Raw genomic sequence first — 15,913 nt, 5'->3', positions numbered from 1 at the left:
GATGTCACGCAGCTCGGCGCCGGACGTGGGAATCATCACGACCGGTCACGACGTGGCCGACGCGCGCCTGCACAAGATCACCGCGGCCCTGCAGAACCGCGACCTCACGGTCGAGCTCTGGGGCCTCGGTGAGGCCGTCGGCGGGCCGGCGGGTGCGGTCGTGCACGCCGGACCCCGGGGCACGATGGTGCACCGGCTGGCCCGGACCGCCGTGCTGCCGTGGCGGACCAACGCGAAGGTCGTGATGACGGTCGATCCGGACATGATCCCGATCGCCCGTCTCGTCACCGGCCTGCGGCGGCGGAAGCTGGTCGTCGACGTTCACGAGGACTACGAGCGGCTGCTCGCGGACCGCGCGTGGGCCAAGGGTCCGGCCGGTCTGCCGGCCCGGCTGATCGTTCGCGCCGGTTCGAAGCTGGCCGCGGGCGCCGATCTCACCGTTGTCGCCGACTCGCATCTGGCGCCGCACCAGGCCAAGCACCGCCTGGTGGTTCAGAACCTTCCTGACCACGGCTTCCTGGCTCCGGCCCCCGCGACCGGCGCTCCGCGCGCTGTGTACGTCGGTGACCTCCGGGAAAGCCGTGGACTCTTCGACATGGTCGAGACCGTCGCTGCGGCGCCGGAGTGGTCCCTCGACCTGGTCGGCCCGGTCGCACCGTCGGACCGGGACAAGCTCGAAGCCCGGATCGAGGAGCCCGAGCTGGCCGGCCGCGTCCGGCTGCATGGGCGCCAGCCACCCGCGGACGCCTGGCGGATCGCACAGGGTGCCTGGGCGAGCCTGGCCATGCTGCAGCCGACCCCGGCGTTCATCGAAGCGATGCCGTCCAAGATCTACGAGTACCTCGCCAGCGGTCTTCCCGTGCTCTCCACCCGGCTGCCCCGGCAGACCAGGGTGATCGAGGAGTCCGGTGGCGGAGTCCTGGTGGACTCGGTGGCGGAGGCTGCCGAGACCCTGCGGCGCTGGTCCGCGGACCCCGGTGAGCTGGAGAAGTTGCACGACCATGCACTGCAGTGGGCGGCCGAACATCTGCCCACGACCACGCCGTACGACGACCTGGCCGACGCGATTCTCAAACTGCTAAAGGGCCCATCTTTTATGGAAGGACGGGCATGACCGACCGCCCTCACCTGTTGTACGTCGCCTGGGGCTTCCCGCCCTGCCGGGGCGGCGGTGTCTACCGGGCACTGGCCACGGCCAACCGGTTCGCCGCGCTCGGCTGGAAGGTGACCGTGCTGACGGCCGACCGCGACACGTTCTTCCGGTTCACCGGTGCGGACCTGACTCTCGAGGAGCGGGTCGACCCGTCCGTCGAGGTCGTCCGGGTGCCGTTCGAGTGGCCGATCCTCGAAGCCGATCTGCGCAAGTGGTCCAAGCGCCGGGCGCAGAACCCGAAGCTGTGGAGCAAGTGGCGCACCAAGCAGGACCAGATCCCGTTCCCGGAGACCGGGTACGGGCCGTGGCGCTCGGTGATCGAGAAGGCCGCGGAGCGGATCCACAAGGCGCACAAGGTCGACCTGACCGTCGCCACCGCGAACCCGCATGTCGCGTTCACCGCGGCGTACCACCTGCACAAGAAGTTCCAGGTGCCGTATGTGATGGACTACCGCGACGCGTGGCTGCTGGACGTGTTCACCGGCGACCGGCTGCACGAGCCGAACAGCCGCGCGGCCAAGTGGGAGAAGAAGCTGGTCGAGTCCGCTCGCGAGGTCTGGTTCGTCAACGACCCGATCAAGGAGTGGCACGAGAAGCTCTACCCGGCGCACGCCTCGAAGATGCACACGGTCGCCAACGGCTTCGACCCCGACCTGGTGCCGGACACCGCCGACCGCGGCGCGGTCACGGATCGCCCGCTGGTTTTCGGGTACGTCGGCACGGTGTCGCCGAAGGTGCCGCTGACCGAGTTCGTCGAGGGCTGGAAGCTCGCCAAGGAGCAGTCGGAGGAGCTGGCCGGCGCGAAGGCGAAGATCCACGGCTACCTCGGGTACTACGCGCAGCCGCGGGCCGACATGCTCGCGACGATCAACAGCGCGTCCGAGGCCGGGGTCAGCTACGAAGGGCCGGTCGGCAAGGCCGAGATCGCCAAGGCGTACGACGAGTTCGACGTGCAGCTGCTGATGCTGGGCAAGGGGCGGTACGTGACCAGCGGCAAGGTGTTCGAGTACCTCGCGACCGGGTTGCCGGTGGTGTCGGTGCACGACCCGGAGAACGCGGCGTCCGACGTACTGCGGGGTCATCCGTTGTGGTTCCCGGTGTCGGACGTGACGCCGGAGGCGATCGCGGCGGCGCTGATCGAGGCGGCGCACGCGGCGCGGACCGCGGACGAGGGGATCCGGGCGAAGGCGCGTGAGTTCGGTGCGTCGTACCGGCGGGACCTGCAGCTGGATCCGCGGATCGAGTCGCTGGCTGCGTCTGTGAAGGGGGTTGCGGCGTGAACAACACCGTCGTACTGCTGTCCACGCGGCGGCTTCCGCCGACGTACTTCGACCAGGTCCGCGAGGACCTCGGTGACCAGAACATCGTCATCGACGTCGTCGGCTGGGTAGCCCCGTCGGCGTGGGTCGCCGACAAGGTCAACACGTTCACCCTCATCGGCCCCGGCCGCATGCCCGCCCAACCGGCCCCGGAGCCGGAGCCGGCCGCGGAGGTGTCGGAGGAAGCTCCCGACGCCGTCATCGCGCCGGAGGCCGTCGCCGACCCGGAAACCGTCGTCGCCGACGAGGCAAAGATCGCCCCGGCTGCCGCCGACGTCGCCGCAGCCGAGCCGGCACCTCAGCCGGCACCCCAGTCGAAGCCGGCGCCGAAGCCGAAGCCGACCGGGGCCAAGCGGGTGGTCAAGGCGGTTGAGTGGCGGGCGCGCCGGGCCAAGAAGGTTGCTGGGCGGATGTTGCCTAAGGCAATTAAGACGTCGGCGCCGGTGAAGTATCTGCGCGGGCAGCGGGCGACGAACGATCTCGGGAAGAACTACTGGGAGCGCGTGCTCAGCCGCCGCGACGTGATGGAGACCATCGACAAGGCCGACGTGGTCGTGGCCCTGGATGCCGGTGCGATCTGGGCCGGCTGGAACCTCGGCCAGCGGAAGGCGAGCACCCCGGTGGTGCTCGGTCTGCCGGCCGCCCGCCGTGAGTTCGACCAGTTGAAGGCACCGGCAGGTAATGGGTGACACGACGACGATGACGATCCGCGAGCACCTGCCGGCGCCGCTGGCCCGGACCGCGGGAGCGGTCCGGCGGCGCCTACGGGGCTTGCGGTACTCGTTCGCGCAGCTGCCGGCGTTCCCGCCGGCAGCGACGACGCCGGTGCGGATGTGGGTCGGACCGACCAACTCCGCTGGTCAGGGCCACGCCTGGGCACGGGCCGCGCAGACCCTGCCGGATGTCGACGCCGTCTCGTTCACCCTGCAACGCAAGGGCCAGTTCGAATTCACCAACGACTACGGCGTACCGCTGGCGTGGTTCGGCCAGCCGCGCTGGCAGCGCGCCCAGCAGCAGCACATCCTGTCGAACTACACGCACGTGATGATCGAGTCGCTGCGCCCGGTCTTCGGCTCCCGCGGGTACGCGGACGCGACCCCGGACATCGAGGCGATGCTCGAGAAGGGCATCACCGTCTCGCTGCTCTTCCACGGCTCGGACATCCGCCTGCCAAGCCGGCACGCCAAGCGCGAGCACTGGTCGCCGTTCACCCCAGGTGACGAGCTGACCGAGCGGCTGGAGGCGCAGGCCCGGCGGCACGCCGAGCTGGTCGAGTCGCTGAAGCTTCCGGTTTTCGTCTCCACGGTCGACCTGCTGGACGACGTACCGAACGCGCAGTGGCTGCCGGTCGCGATCGACCCGGCGCCCTGGCAGCAGGCGGCGCGGCCGCTGTTCGGCCACGCCAAGCCCGTCGTCGCTCACGTTCCGTCGAACGCGAAGCTCAAGGGCACCGCGGAGATCGACTCCGTCCTCACCGCGCTGCACGACAGCGGACAGATCGAGTACCGGCGCATCACCGGCGTACCGCACAGCGGCATGCCAGCGGTGATCGGCGACGCCGACATCGTTGTCGACCAACTCCGGATCGGCCTGTACGGCGTGGCGGCCGCGGAAGCGCTGGCCGCCGGGCGGATCGTCGTTTCGTACGTCGGTGACGGCGTGCGTGACCGTGTGCGTAGTCTGGCCGGGCGAGAGGTGCCGATCGTGGAGGCGGATCCCCACACGCTGGGTGACGTCGTCACCGGTCTGATCGCCGATCGCGACGCCGCCGCCGAGCGGGCGGTTGCCGGTCCGGGCTTCGTCACGGAGCTGCATGACGGACGCCGCTCGGCCGAAGTACTGAAACCCTGGCTGACCCAGAAGGAGACCCTGTGACGTCCCGCATCGCGCCATCCGCCGACGTCGACGACAGCGCCCAGATCGGCGACGGTTCGTCGGTCTGGCACCTCGCGCAGATCCGCGAGAACGCCGTCCTCGGCAAGAACTGCATCGTCGGCCGCGGCGCGTACGTCGGGACCGGGGTCCGGATGGGCGACAACTGCAAGATCCAGAACTACGCGCTGGTGTACGAGCCCGCCTCGCTCGAGGACGGTGTGTTCATCGGACCGGCCGTCGTACTCACCAACGACTACTTCCCGCGCGCGGTGAACCCGGACGGTTCGCCGAAGAGCGGGCACGACTGGGAACCGGTCGGGGTGACGATGAAGGAAGGCTGCTCGCTCGGTGCGCGCAGCGTCTGCGTGGCCCCGGTCACCATCGGCCGCTGGGCGACTGTCGCCGCCGGTGCGGTGGTGACCAAGGACGTGCCAGACTTCGCGCTGGTCGCCGGGGTTCCGGCTCGTCGGCTCAAGTGGGTCGGCAAGGCCGGAGTTCCGCTGCTCGACGTCGGGAACGGCGAGTGGAAGTGCCCGAACACGGGCGAGATGTACATCGAAACCGACGGGCGGCTGCGGCCGGCCGAAGAAAACGCTGACAACATGGAGGAGAACTGATGGTGCAGCCGATTCCGGCCGCGAAGCCGATCATCGGGAAGGAGGAGCGCGAGGCCGTCGACCGTGTCATGCAGTCCGGCATGCTGGCCCAGGGCCCCGAGGTAGCGGCGTTCGAGCAGGAGTTCGGCGCAGCGCTGGTCTCCGGCCGTGCGTGCGTCGCGACGAACTCGGGCACGTCGGGTCTCCACCTCGGCCTGCTGGCCGCGGGCATCGGACCCGGTGACGAGGTCATCGTCCCGTCGTTCACCTTCGCCGCCACCGCGAACAGCGTCGCGCTGACCGGCGCCACCCCGGTGTTCGCCGACATCGAGCCGACGTACTTCTGCCTGGACCCGAAGGCGGTCGAGGCAGCGATCACCGAGAAGACCAAGGCCGTCATGCCGGTGCACCTGTTCGGTCACCCGGCCAACATGACCGCGCTGCAGGCGATCGCGGACAAGCACGGCATCCAGATCTACGAGGACGCCGCGCAGGCCCATGGCGCCACCTGGAACGGCGCGCCGGTCGGCACCTTCGGCGAGTTCGCGATGTTCAGCCTGTACCCGACCAAGAACATGACGTCCGGTGAGGGCGGTATGAACTCCGTCGCGAACGCCGAGATCGAGCGCCGGATGCGGCTGTTCCGCAACCAGGGCATGCTCAAGCAGTACGAGAACGAGGTCGTCGGTCTGAACAACCGGATGACCGACCTGCACGCGGCCATCGGCCGGGTGCAGCTGACCAAGGTCGGCGGCTGGACCAAGCAGCGGCAGGAGAACGCGGCCTTCCTGGACGCGAACCTCGCCGGTGTCGGCATCCCGGCCGTGGCCGCCGAGGCCAGCCACGTGTACCACCAGTACACGATCCGCGTGACCGAGGACCGCGACGGCTTCGCGAACGCGCTGCGGACGGAGTACGGCGTCGGCTGCGGCGTGTACTACCCGATCCCGAACCACCGGCTTCCGTCGTTCCAGCGCGAGCTGGACCTGCCGGAGACCGAGAAGGCCGCGGCCGAGGTGCTCTCGCTGCCGGTCCACCCCTCGCTGTCCGAGGATGACCTGAACCGGATCGTGGCCGCGGTGAACACCGTGGCGAAGGCGGGTGCGTGATCATGGCGAACCTGCGTGCGGGCCTGATCGGCCTGGGCATGATGGGACGGCACCACGCTCGCGTGCTGGCCTCCCTCGAGGGCGTCGACCTGGTCGCGGTCGCCGACCCGGGCGGTGACAAGTTCAACGTGGCCGGCGGTCGTCCGGTGCACGAGACGATCGAGCAGTTGATCGCCGAGAAGCTCGACTACTGCATGGTCGCGGTGCCGACGCAGTACCACGCCGAGATCGCGAAGGCGCTGGCCGAGGCCGGCGTGCACGCGATGATCGAGAAGCCGCTGGCCGGCTCCTCGGCCGAGGCGACCGAGATCGCGAAGGCGTTCGAGGCGGCCGGGCTGGTCGGCGCGGTCGGTCACATCGAGCGGTACAACCCGGCGCTGCAGGCGCTGCGGGTGCGGCTGGAGGCCGGCGAGCTGGGTGAGACGTACCAGATCACCACGCGTCGTCAGGGCCCGTTCCCGGCCCGGATCGCCGACGTCGGTGTGGTGCTCGACCTGGCCACCCACGACATCGACCTGACCGCGTGGGTGACGCAGTCGCCGTTCGTCACGGTGTCCGCGCAGAGCGCCCACAAGTCGGGCCGGCAGTACGAGGACCTGATCGCGGTGACCGGCAAGCTGGCCGACGGCACCGTGACCAGCCACCTGGTCAACTGGCTGTCCCCGATGAAGGAGCGTCTCACCGTCGTCACGGGTGAGAAGGGCGCGTTCATCGCCGACACCCTGACGGCCGACCTGTCGTTCCACGCGAACGGCACGGTGCAGACCGCGTGGGACGACGTCGCGCACTTCCGCGGTGTCAGCGAGGGCGACATGATCCGGTACGCGATCAGCAAGCCCGAGCCGCTGAAGACCGAGCACGAGGCGTTCCGCGACGCCGTGCTGGGCAAGGAAGCCGACATCGTCACGCTGCAGCAGGGTCTGACCACCGTCGCGGTGGCCGAGGCCGTGATCCAGTCCGCCGCCGAGGATCGAACCATCAAGGTCGCTGGGGAGTCTGCCTAGCATGAAGGTTCTGAGTGTTGTCGGGGCTCGCCCACAGTTCGTGAAGCTGGCGCCGGTCGCGGAGGCATTCGCCGCGGCTCAAGAGGAACATGGGCACCAGCACGTGATCGTGCACACCGGGCAGCACTACGACAAGAACATGTCCGACGTGTTCTTCGCCGACCTGCGGATCCCGGACCCGGACGTCCACCTGGGCGTCGGGTCCGGCAGCCACGGCGTCCAGACCGGCGCGATGCTGGCCGCGATGGACGCCGTACTGGACGAGCACAAACCCGACTGGGTGCTGGTGTACGGCGACACGAACTCGACGCTCGCCGGCGCCCTGTCCGCGGTGAAGATGCACCTGCCGGTCGCGCACCTCGAGGCCGGCCTGCGCTCGTTCAACCGGCTGATGCCGGAGGAGCACAACCGGGTGCTGACCGACCACGCGGCCGACCTGCTGCTCGCGCCGACCCAGGTGGCGATGGACCACCTGGCGAACGAGGGCCTGACGGACAAGTCCCGGCTGGTCGGCGACGTCATGACCGACGTCTGCTTCCGGGTCCGCGACGCGGTCGGGGACAAGCCGCTGGACCTCCCGTTCAAGCAGGGCGAGTACGTCGTCTCGACCATCCACCGGGCCGAGAACACCGACGACCCGGCGCGACTGGCCGCGATCGTCGACGGTCTGGCGGCGGCCGGTTCGCCGGTGCTGCTGCTGGCCCACCCGCGCCTGGTCGCGAAGTGTGCGGAGCACGGCATCAAGCTGGAGCGTCCGGACGGTTCGCTGCATGTCCGCGAGCCGCTGGCCTACCCGGAGATGGTCGCGGCCGTCCTCGGCTCGGACGGTGTGGTGACGGATTCCGGCGGTCTCCAGAAGGAGGCCTTCCTGCTCGGCCGCGTGTGCACCACGCTGCGCACCGAGACCGAGTGGGTGGAGACGCTGGAGGACGGGTGGAACGTGTTGACATCCGACGTGAGTAAGCTGCCCGAGTTGGCCGCACGGCCGGCTCCCACGGGGGAACGCCCGATGCCCTACGGCGACGGCCACGCTGCTGAGCGTGTCGTCGCCACTCTCGCGGAGTAACTACATGACGAAGGCCGCCGAAGAGAACCAGACACCGTCGACCCAGGAGCTGCCTGGGTCGACAGATGTGGGGACCCCGCCGCCCGGCGCGCCCGTCAGTGTCTTCCCCGGCGAGTCCGGCACACCGCCGGCCGCTCGCAGCGGACGACTGCCACGAGTCGAGTCGCTCACCGGCCTTCGCTGGTGGGCGGCCTTCTTCGTGTTCTGCCACCACATGACCAACCTGGCGCCGCTGCCGATCTTCGACTTCCTGAAGTACGGCACCTCCGGCGTCACGTTCTTCTTCGTCCTGTCCGGTTTCGTGCTCACCTGGTCTGCCCAGAAGGGCACGAAGATCCGGACGTTCTACCGGCGCCGGTTCGCCCGGATCTTCCCGCTGTACTTCCTCACGCTGGTCGCGGCGTTCTTCGTCTTCTACCGGGCCGACCCGCCGGCCGGGATGTCCTGGATCAAGCCGATCTCCGTGACCGTGATGGTGCTGTCGCTGTTCCTGGTGCACGGCTGGTCGAACAACCCGACCATCCTGTACGGCGGGAACCCGGCGGGCTGGACCTTGTCGGTGGAGGCGTTCTTCTACGCGTACTTCCCGTTCGTCTGGCGGGCCACGCAGCGGCTGAAGACGACCGGCGGCCTGATCCTCTGCGTCGCGGTGCTCGTGGCGGGCGGCGCGTACCGATTGGCGCTGTTCCACTACAAGGACGTCGTACCGATCCTGCCGCAGCCGATCCTGCATTCGGTGGCGTTCCTGTTCGGTATCGGCCTGGCCATCTCGCTGCGGTCCGGCTGGAAGCCGCGGATCCCGGTGTGGTTCGCGTTCCTGGTCACCGGCGGCGGCCTGTACATCCTCTGGTACTCCGGTGCGCACCCGGCGAACTTCCCGGGCGCGGTCACCATGGGTCTGTGCCAGAAGGAGATCCTCACGTTCCTGTACGGCTTCCTGATCCTCGCGGTCGCGGCCCGCGACACCCGCGGCGGCCGGTCGCTGCTGCGCAGCAAGCCGATGGTCGCGCTCGGCCAATGGTCCTACGCCTTCTACCTGGTGCACGCCACGATCCTGTACGCGATCAAGGAGCACCACGGTGTCGCCGGCCCGATCGGCTGGGCCAACCTGACGTGGTACGCCGGTGTCCTCGTCCTCTCGATCATTGCCTCGTGGCTGCTCTACAAGTTCGTCGAGCACCCGCTGGAACGGAAGCTCCGGGGCCCCCGATGAAGAATCACTACCTAGTGGAGAACCTGTGCGTGTCAGTGTTGTTGCCTTAGGCAAGATCGGACTGCCGTTGGCGGTCCAGTTCGCGGCCAAGGGCCATCAGGTCGTCGGCGTGGACATCAACGAGAAGTTCGTCGAGATGGTGAACGCCGGCAAGGAGCCGTTCCCGGGTGAGGCCCACCTGCAGGAGCTGCTCGCCGAGACCGTGGCCGACGGCCGTCTGCGGGCGACCACGGACTACGCGGACGCCATCCCGAACAGCGACGCGATCGTCGTGGTGGTGCCGCTGTTCGTCGACGAGAAGACCGGCGAGCCCGAGTTCGGCTGGATGGAGAACGCGACCCGTTCGCTGTCCGAGCACCTGAGCCCCGGCACCCTGGTCAGCTACGAGACCACGCTCCCGGTCGGCACCACCCGGAACCGCTGGAAGCCGATGATCGAGGAGATCTCCGGCCTGACCGAGGGCACCGACTTCCACCTGGTGTTCTCGCCGGAGCGGGTCCTCACCGGTCGGGTCTTCGCGGACCTGCGCAAGTACCCGAAGCTGGTCGGCGGTCTGTCCGAGGAGGGCGCGAAGCGCGCCATCGCCTTCTACGAGGCGGTGCTGGACTTCGACGAGCGTCCCGACCTGCCGCGCGCGAACGGCGTCTGGGACCTCGGCTCGGCCGAGGCGTCGGAGCTGGCGAAGCTGGCCGAGACCACCTACCGCGACGTCAACATCGGCCTGGCGAACCAGTTCGCCCGGTTCGCCGGCCAGAACGGCATCGACGTCCACGCCGTGATCGAGGCGTCGAACTCGCAGCCGTACAGCCACATCCACCGGCCAGGTATCGCGGTCGGCGGCCACTGCATCCCGGTCTACCCGCGGCTGTACCTGTGGACCGACCCGGAGGCAACCGTTGTCCGGGCCGCCCGCGAGGCGAACGCCGGTATGCCCGACTACACCATCGGCCTGCTCGAGGGCGCTTTCGGCGACCTGAAAGGCGCGAAGGTGGTCGTGCTCGGCGCGGCGTACCGTGGTGGTGTGAAGGAGACGGCGTTCTCCGGTGTCTTCCCGGCCGTCGAGGCGCTGAAGGCGCGCGGCGCCGAGGTGTCCGTGCACGACCCGCTGTACACCGACGAGGAGCTCCAGGGTCTCGGCTTCACGCCGTACACGCTGGGTACTCCGGTCGACGCGGCCGTGCTGCAGGCGGACCACGCGGACTACGCACAGCTGAGCCCGGCCGACCTGCCGGGTGTGAAGGTGCTCGTCGACGGTCGCGACCGCACCGACCCGGCCCGCTGGGCCGGCGTGCGTCGGATTGTGATCGGAAGGTCGGTCAGCCAGTGACAACTGCCGACCTGCGGGTCGTGATGATGGTCGCGAACGACGTCACCAACGACAGTAGGGTCCGCAAGGAGGCCGCAGCACTGGCCGAGACCGGAGCAGAGGTAACTGTGCTCGGGGTCTCGGCCAGCGGCCTGCCGTCGAGGGAGATGCTCGACGGTGCGCTGATCGTCCGGGTGGCAGTGCCGTTCGCACTGCGTGAGGAACGGAAACGAAGCCGTACGGCGCGACGCAACTGGCGGCCGCCGTTGGTGGGGTACAAGCACCGCACGACCTACGTGGCGCGCAGCGAGCGGATCCAGGCCGAGCTGAAGGAGCTCAAGGCCGACTCCGGGCACGCGATCGCGCGGGCGAAAGCGGGCCAGGGGAATCCACTCAAGTTCAAGGCCGGCGTCGGCACCCGCCTGCTCCGCCGGGCGCGCTGGAAGGCCGCCGAGCGGGTCACCTGGGTCCGCAAGGGCGTCGGCAACAAGGCCGATGCGCCCTTCAAGTTCAGCTGGCGGGCGTACGACGGTGTGCTGCACCGGCTGCCCTGGCCGGCGCCGTGGCGCAAGCTGCACCCCGAGGCGCTGGACCTGGAGCTCGCGTTCGGCGACCTGATCGACCGCCTCGAGCCGGACGTGGTGCACGCGCACGACATGCACGTGATCGGTGTCGCGACCCGCGCCGCCGGCCGCGCGAAGCTGCGTGGCCGCACGCTCAAGGTGGTCTACGACGCGCACGAGTACGTCGCCGGCCTCTCGCAGTACGGCGCGCGCACCCGGCGTTCGATCGCGGCCTGGGCCAACCACGAGCGCGAGTACATCGGCGACGTGGACCGGGTGATCACGGTCAGCCCGGCGATCGCCACTCGGCTGCAGGCCGAGCACAAGCTCAAGCTCAAGCCGACCGTCGTGATGAACACGCCGAACCCCGCTGACGTGTCGGTCGAGGTGTCCGACATCCGCAGCCAGATCGGCCTGGCCTCCGACGTACCGCTGCTGGTTTACAGCGGTGGCGTGACGCGGGCGCGTGGCGTCCACACCGCCGTACAGGCGCTGGTCGACCTGCCGGACGTGCACCTGGCCGTTGTGTGCGTGCCCGGGGTGGCGACGGACGCCGTACGCGAGCTGCAGACGCAGGCTGCGCAGCTGCGGGTTGACGACCGTCTGCACTGCCTGGACCCGGTGAAGCCGGACGAGGTGGTCGCGTTCCTGCGTACCGCGGACATCGGGCTGATCCCGATCCTGCGCTACCCGAGCCACGAGATGGCGCTGCCGAACAAGCTGTTCGAGTACGCCTTCGCCGGTCTGCCGGTGGTGGTCAGCGACATGCCGAGCATGAAGGAGTTCGTCGAGCGCACGCGCATCGGCGAGGTGTTCACCGCCGAGGACACCAAGGGCCTCGCGGCGAAGGTACGGACGGTCCTCGGGGACCTCGACAGCTACCGGGAGCGGGTCGCGGACCCGATGTACCAGCAGGAGGTGTCCTGGTCCGGCCAGGCTGCCAACCTGCGCGCGCTGTACGGCGAGCTCACCGGGCGTCAGCTGGACGTCGTCCGCCGGCGCGGGTCTGTCGAGAAGCGGCAGCCGCACCTGCTGATCGGTCCGGTCAACAGCGCCGGCCAGGCCTGGCTGTGGGCGACCGCGGTCGAGCGTGAGGTGCCGAACGTCAAGGTCGAGTCGCTGACCACGGGCAGCGGCACCTTCGACTTCAAGGTGCACCGCACCGGGACCTACAAGCAGTACCGGACCGACCTGCGCTGGCAGCTCGAGCTGACCGCGTACGCGTTGCGTGAGGTCACCCACGTCCTGTTCGAGGCGGGCCGGCCGATGTTCGGTCAGCAGCGCGGCCAGATGTGGACCACCGACGTACCGATCGTCGAGCAGGCCGGGATCAAGCACGGTGTGCTGTTCCACGGCTCGGAGATCCGCGACCCGGCCATGCACCGGGCGCGCTACCGGTACTCCCCGTTCCGCAACCCCGAGGACGAGCTGACCCAGCGGCTGCAGTCCGGCAACGACAACATGCGCCGGCACCTGCAGGGGTACGACGGCCCGGTCTATGTGACCACGCCGGACCTGCTGGAGTTCGTCGAGAACGGCATCTGGATCCCGCTGGCCGTCGACGTCGAGGGCTTCGCGTCGAACCGGCCGGTGCTCGAGCGCGAGGTTCCGGTGGTACTGCACGCGCCGTCGGCCAGCGCGCTCAAGGGCTCGGCGTACGTCGACCCGGTGCTGACCGATCTGGACGCCCGCGGCCTGATCACGTACCAGCGGGTGCAGGGTGTGCCGCATTCGGAGCTGGCCGAGATGGTGAAGGACGCCGACATCGTCGTCGACCAGATGCTGCTCGGCTCGTACGGCGTCTTCGCCTGTGAGGCGATGGCCGCCGGCCGGGTCACCGTCGGCCACATCGCGGACCCGGTCCGGGACCTGCTGCCGAGCGAGCTGCCGATCGCCGAGGCGACGCCGGACGACCTGTCCGAGGTGATCGAGCGGCTGGTCACCGAGCGCGACTCGGCCCGGAAGATCGCCGACGCGGGCCCCGGGTACGTCCGGGATCTGCACGACGGTCACCGGTCGGTCGAGGTGCTGCTGCCGTTCCTCAACAACGAGCTCACCCCACGTGAGGCCGGCGAGTAAGTGCGGATTCTGATGATCGCGCAGTCCCCGATCGCCGGGGACTCGCGGATCCTGCGGGAGGCCACGGCGCTGGCCGCGGCCGGTCACACGCTGCACGTGATCGGCCGCGACGTCCCGGACGGCTTCGAGATCGGACCGGGGATCACGGTCGAGTCGGTCTCCCGCTCCTCCGGTCTACGGAGCGGGAACGGCGGTCTGGCGGTCGGCCATGGGCGGAACGGCCTCAAGGTGCTCGTGCAGCGCTTCGGCCGGTGGCTGCTGCTGCCGGAGCACCGAAACCGCACCGAGAAGCATTGGCGTGCCGCCGCGGCCCCGGTTGTGGCCGCGGCGGGACCCGTTGACGTCGTACATGCGCATGACTTCAACACGCTGGAGCTTGCGGCGGAGTACGCCGAGAAGTGGTCGGCGTCGCTCGTCTACGACAGTCACGAGCTGTGGTTCGACCGGGCGCTGCCGGGCCGGCCGACGCCGTTGTGGCGGGCGCGTGGGCGGCGGTACGAGGTTTCCCTTGCCTCGAAGGCTCGGGTGGTGTTCACGGTGTCCGACGGGATCGCGGAGCGGTTGCGGTCCCGCGGGTTGCGGGATGTGCGCGTCGTACGGAACACGTTCCCGCGGGCGGACGACGTACCGCCGGCGCCGGACCGGCCGGAGGGTTTGCTGTATGCCGGGCGCGTGGGGGCCGGACGGGATCTGCCGACGGTAGTTGCTGCGGCGCGGCAACTGTTGCCGTTCCGGACGGTGCTGATGGGGTCGGTGGATCCCAACTATCGCTTGGATCTAGGCCCGGTGGAGACGGTGGCGGAACGCTCGATCGACGAGGTCGACGACACGCTCCGCATGTACGGCATCTCGCTCGTCACGCTGACGAACACTTGCGAGAACCACCGCCTTGCCCTTCCCAATAAGCTGTTCCATGCGGTCCGCGCCGGCGTTCCGGTTGTCGCGGCCGACCTCCCCGAGCTGCGCGCGGTCGTCACGCAGTACAAGCTCGGCGGTTTGTACGAGCCCGGCAATGCCAAGTCGCTGACCGATGCGGTCCGCTCGGTGATCGACAACTACAGCACCTACACCGACGGCATCCGCAACGCCGCCGCAGAACTCAACTGGGAGCGCGACGCCGCCATCCTGACGGCTGCCTACCAGGACCTCTGAGGGTTCGCCGCCGTCGGCGGACTGCGGTTGGTCTCTTGCGTAGCACGGGTTGTGGGTGTGTAATTTCGCCTGCGCGCGCCAGTCGGGCCGCTGGGGACCTGGGGGAGTAGCCGATGAGGCGTCGTTCTGCCGCGAAGTTGCGTGCGCTGATCGTGGTAGTTGCCGGGGCCGTCGCGCTGATCGGAGCTGTTCCGTCAGTGGCGACCGCAGCGACCGCGCCGAACGTCACGTTTGCCGCTAGTTCCGACGATGATTTCGGGATCGTGCGGATCGGGGCGAGTGCCGAGGCGGGGATCGCCGGACTGACCGCGCACATCCGGTCATATGCCACCGGCGCGGAAGTCGCCACCGTCACGTCGTTCAGCCTGGTCAGCGGCACGAGCCAGAACGGCTTGTTCGAAGCGGACACCCGGGTTCGGCTCGATCAGCTCGGCACCTACCAGATCGATGTCGATGCCGTGGATTCGCTGGGTCAGCGAACCTCACAGCCGTCCGCCGGCGTGCTCAACTACGTGATCCAACCGATCTTCAGCGCGCTGTCCTTCGACCGCACGACGATCACCTACAGCCGGCGCACGGTGAAGGTCAAAGGTACGGTGAGCGGCAAGTGGCCGACGGACGGCCTGCTCCGGCCGATCTCGCGGATGCCGGTTCGAGTGAGCACCATTTTCGAATCGTTCGTGGATGTCCAGACCGGCACGGACGGACGCTTCGCCGGCGCGGTGACGCTCAACCAGGAAGATGACCTGTACGCCCGGTTCCTGGGCGACAGTGACTACGCATCCGCCGATTCGCAGTTCCAGCACATCTCGGTGCAGCCGTCGCCGACCCGATTCACGATCGACGTCACCCCGCGGCAGGTCAAGCTCGGGCAGCCGGTCACGATCAGTGGCCGGCTGACCTGGAGATCCCCGGACGGCTGGCGGCCGCTGCCGAACCGGAGGTTCGGACTGCTGGAGTGCGATGGCCCCGATCAGTGCCCGGTCATCGTCGACGTGCCGGCGACCGACGCCGACGGGCGGTTCTCGGTCACCTCGGTGCCCTACGCCACCGGCTACTACCAGGTCGGATTCGTCGGCCAGGACGAGAGCGGCCAGCCGGACCCGTTCCTGTCGCAGGTGCTGTCCACGGCGCCGGTGGCGGTGCTGCAGCCCGCACGGTTCAGCGATTTCACCGCTGCGCGGAACGAATCGGGCCAGGTGGTCGCGAGTGGCCATCTGACTTTCGACAACTATACGCCGGCGTTCATCCCGGTGCAGGTCCAGTACCGGGCGCCCGGTGGCTCGAGTTCCTGGGTGACGGTGGCAGATATCGACAACGCCAACTGGGACGGCACCGGTTACGGGTTCTCCGCAACTGTTGACGAGCAGGCCGGTGGTCTGTGGCGAGCCTACTACCCCGGCCAGGCACAGCAGTTCCAGACCGCGGTGAGTGCTTCGGTCAAGGTCGCCGCCGCAACGCCCTGACAGAGTCGTCTG

13 protein-coding genes are annotated in these 15,913 nt (G+C 69.0%); all 13 read left to right on the top strand.

Annotated features, from left to right (window positions below; all coding sequences use genetic code 11):
* Position 1 precedes the first annotated feature (1 nt).
* Complete coding sequence (locus tag AB0J62_RS39750; protein WP_363882804.1) at positions 2–1,114, top strand: glycosyltransferase; 1,113 nt, start codon at positions 2–4, stop codon at positions 1,112–1,114.
* On the top strand, positions 1,111–2,433 hold the full coding sequence (locus AB0J62_RS39745) for a glycosyltransferase (RefSeq protein WP_238160048.1): 1,323 nt from the start codon (positions 1,111–1,113) through the stop codon (positions 2,431–2,433). Before AB0J62_RS39750 ends, AB0J62_RS39745 begins: the two co-directional genes overlap by 4 nt.
* Positions 2,430–3,161 carry a hypothetical protein gene (locus AB0J62_RS39740; protein WP_363882801.1) on the top strand — a complete coding sequence of 244 codons (732 nt, stop codon included), beginning with the start codon at positions 2,430–2,432 and terminating at the stop codon, positions 3,159–3,161. The genes AB0J62_RS39745 and AB0J62_RS39740 overlap by 4 nt, the downstream gene beginning before the upstream one ends.
* Entirely contained in the window at positions 3,154–4,347 is a 1,194-nt protein-coding gene (locus AB0J62_RS39735) for a hypothetical protein (RefSeq protein ID WP_363882798.1), read from the top strand. The genes AB0J62_RS39740 and AB0J62_RS39735 overlap by 8 nt, the downstream gene beginning before the upstream one ends.
* A complete protein-coding gene (locus tag AB0J62_RS39730) occupies positions 4,320–4,964 on the top strand; it encodes an acyltransferase (RefSeq protein WP_363882894.1) in 645 nt (214 codons plus the stop codon). Before AB0J62_RS39735 ends, AB0J62_RS39730 begins: the two co-directional genes overlap by 28 nt.
* Positions 4,961–6,052 (top strand): DegT/DnrJ/EryC1/StrS family aminotransferase, encoded by a 1,092-nt coding sequence (locus AB0J62_RS39725; protein ID WP_363882892.1) that lies wholly within the window; start codon positions 4,961–4,963, stop codon positions 6,050–6,052. The genes AB0J62_RS39730 and AB0J62_RS39725 overlap by 4 nt, the downstream gene beginning before the upstream one ends.
* Before the next feature lie 2 nt (positions 6,053–6,054).
* The gene (locus AB0J62_RS39720) at positions 6,055–7,056 is read left to right on the top strand and encodes a Gfo/Idh/MocA family oxidoreductase (protein ID WP_363882795.1); all 1,002 of its coding nucleotides are present in this window, start codon (positions 6,055–6,057) and stop codon (positions 7,054–7,056) included.
* 1 nt (position 7,057) lies between these two features.
* Complete coding sequence (wecB, locus tag AB0J62_RS39715) at positions 7,058–8,122, top strand: UDP-N-acetylglucosamine 2-epimerase (non-hydrolyzing) (RefSeq protein WP_363882792.1); 1,065 nt, start codon at positions 7,058–7,060, stop codon at positions 8,120–8,122.
* A gap of 4 nt (positions 8,123–8,126) precedes the next feature.
* On the top strand, positions 8,127–9,335 hold the full coding sequence (locus AB0J62_RS39710) for an acyltransferase (RefSeq protein ID WP_363882790.1): 1,209 nt from the start codon (positions 8,127–8,129) through the stop codon (positions 9,333–9,335).
* Positions 9,336–9,360: 25 nt separating this feature from the next.
* On the top strand, positions 9,361–10,662 hold the full coding sequence (locus tag AB0J62_RS39705) for a nucleotide sugar dehydrogenase (protein ID WP_363882786.1): 1,302 nt from the start codon (positions 9,361–9,363) through the stop codon (positions 10,660–10,662).
* Complete coding sequence (locus AB0J62_RS39700; RefSeq protein WP_363882783.1) at positions 10,659–13,283, top strand: glycosyltransferase; 2,625 nt, start codon at positions 10,659–10,661, stop codon at positions 13,281–13,283. The genes AB0J62_RS39705 and AB0J62_RS39700 overlap by 4 nt, the downstream gene beginning before the upstream one ends.
* A 12-nt stretch (positions 13,284–13,295) precedes the next feature.
* On the top strand, positions 13,296–14,435 hold the full coding sequence (locus tag AB0J62_RS39695; RefSeq protein ID WP_363882780.1) for a glycosyltransferase: 1,140 nt from the start codon (positions 13,296–13,298) through the stop codon (positions 14,433–14,435).
* Positions 14,436–14,548: 113 nt separating this feature from the next.
* Positions 14,549–15,901, top strand: a complete 1,353-nt coding sequence (locus AB0J62_RS39690; protein ID WP_363882777.1) for a hypothetical protein — start codon at positions 14,549–14,551, stop codon at positions 15,899–15,901.
* The last annotated feature ends 12 nt before the right edge of the window (positions 15,902–15,913 follow it).

The organism is Kribbella sp. NPDC049584, from assembly GCF_040675555.1.
In the GTDB taxonomy this organism is placed as follows: Bacteria; Actinomycetota; Actinomycetes; order Propionibacteriales; family Kribbellaceae; genus Kribbella.
Note: the sequence above shows the minus strand (reverse complement) of the source record. Positions and strands in the feature narration are given on the sequence as shown.

Excerpts from the sequence above, each read along its gene's own strand:
- AB0J62_RS39750 (WP_363882804.1), top strand. The coding sequence starts at position 2 with ATGTCACGCAGCTCGGCGCCGGACGTGGGAATCATCACGACCGGTCAC.
- AB0J62_RS39745 (WP_238160048.1), top strand. The coding sequence starts at position 1,111 with ATGACCGACCGCCCTCACCTGTTGTACGTCGCCTGGGGCTTCCCGCCC.
- AB0J62_RS39735 (WP_363882798.1), top strand. The coding sequence starts at position 3,154 with ATGGGTGACACGACGACGATGACGATCCGCGAGCACCTGCCGGCGCCG.
- AB0J62_RS39720 (WP_363882795.1), top strand. The coding sequence starts at position 6,055 with ATGGCGAACCTGCGTGCGGGCCTGATCGGCCTGGGCATGATGGGACGG.
- wecB (WP_363882792.1), top strand. The coding sequence starts at position 7,058 with ATGAAGGTTCTGAGTGTTGTCGGGGCTCGCCCACAGTTCGTGAAGCTG.
- AB0J62_RS39710 (WP_363882790.1), top strand. The coding sequence starts at position 8,127 with ATGACGAAGGCCGCCGAAGAGAACCAGACACCGTCGACCCAGGAGCTG.
- AB0J62_RS39695 (WP_363882780.1), top strand. The coding sequence starts at position 13,296 with ATGATCGCGCAGTCCCCGATCGCCGGGGACTCGCGGATCCTGCGGGAG.
- AB0J62_RS39690 (WP_363882777.1), top strand. The coding sequence starts at position 14,549 with ATGAGGCGTCGTTCTGCCGCGAAGTTGCGTGCGCTGATCGTGGTAGTT.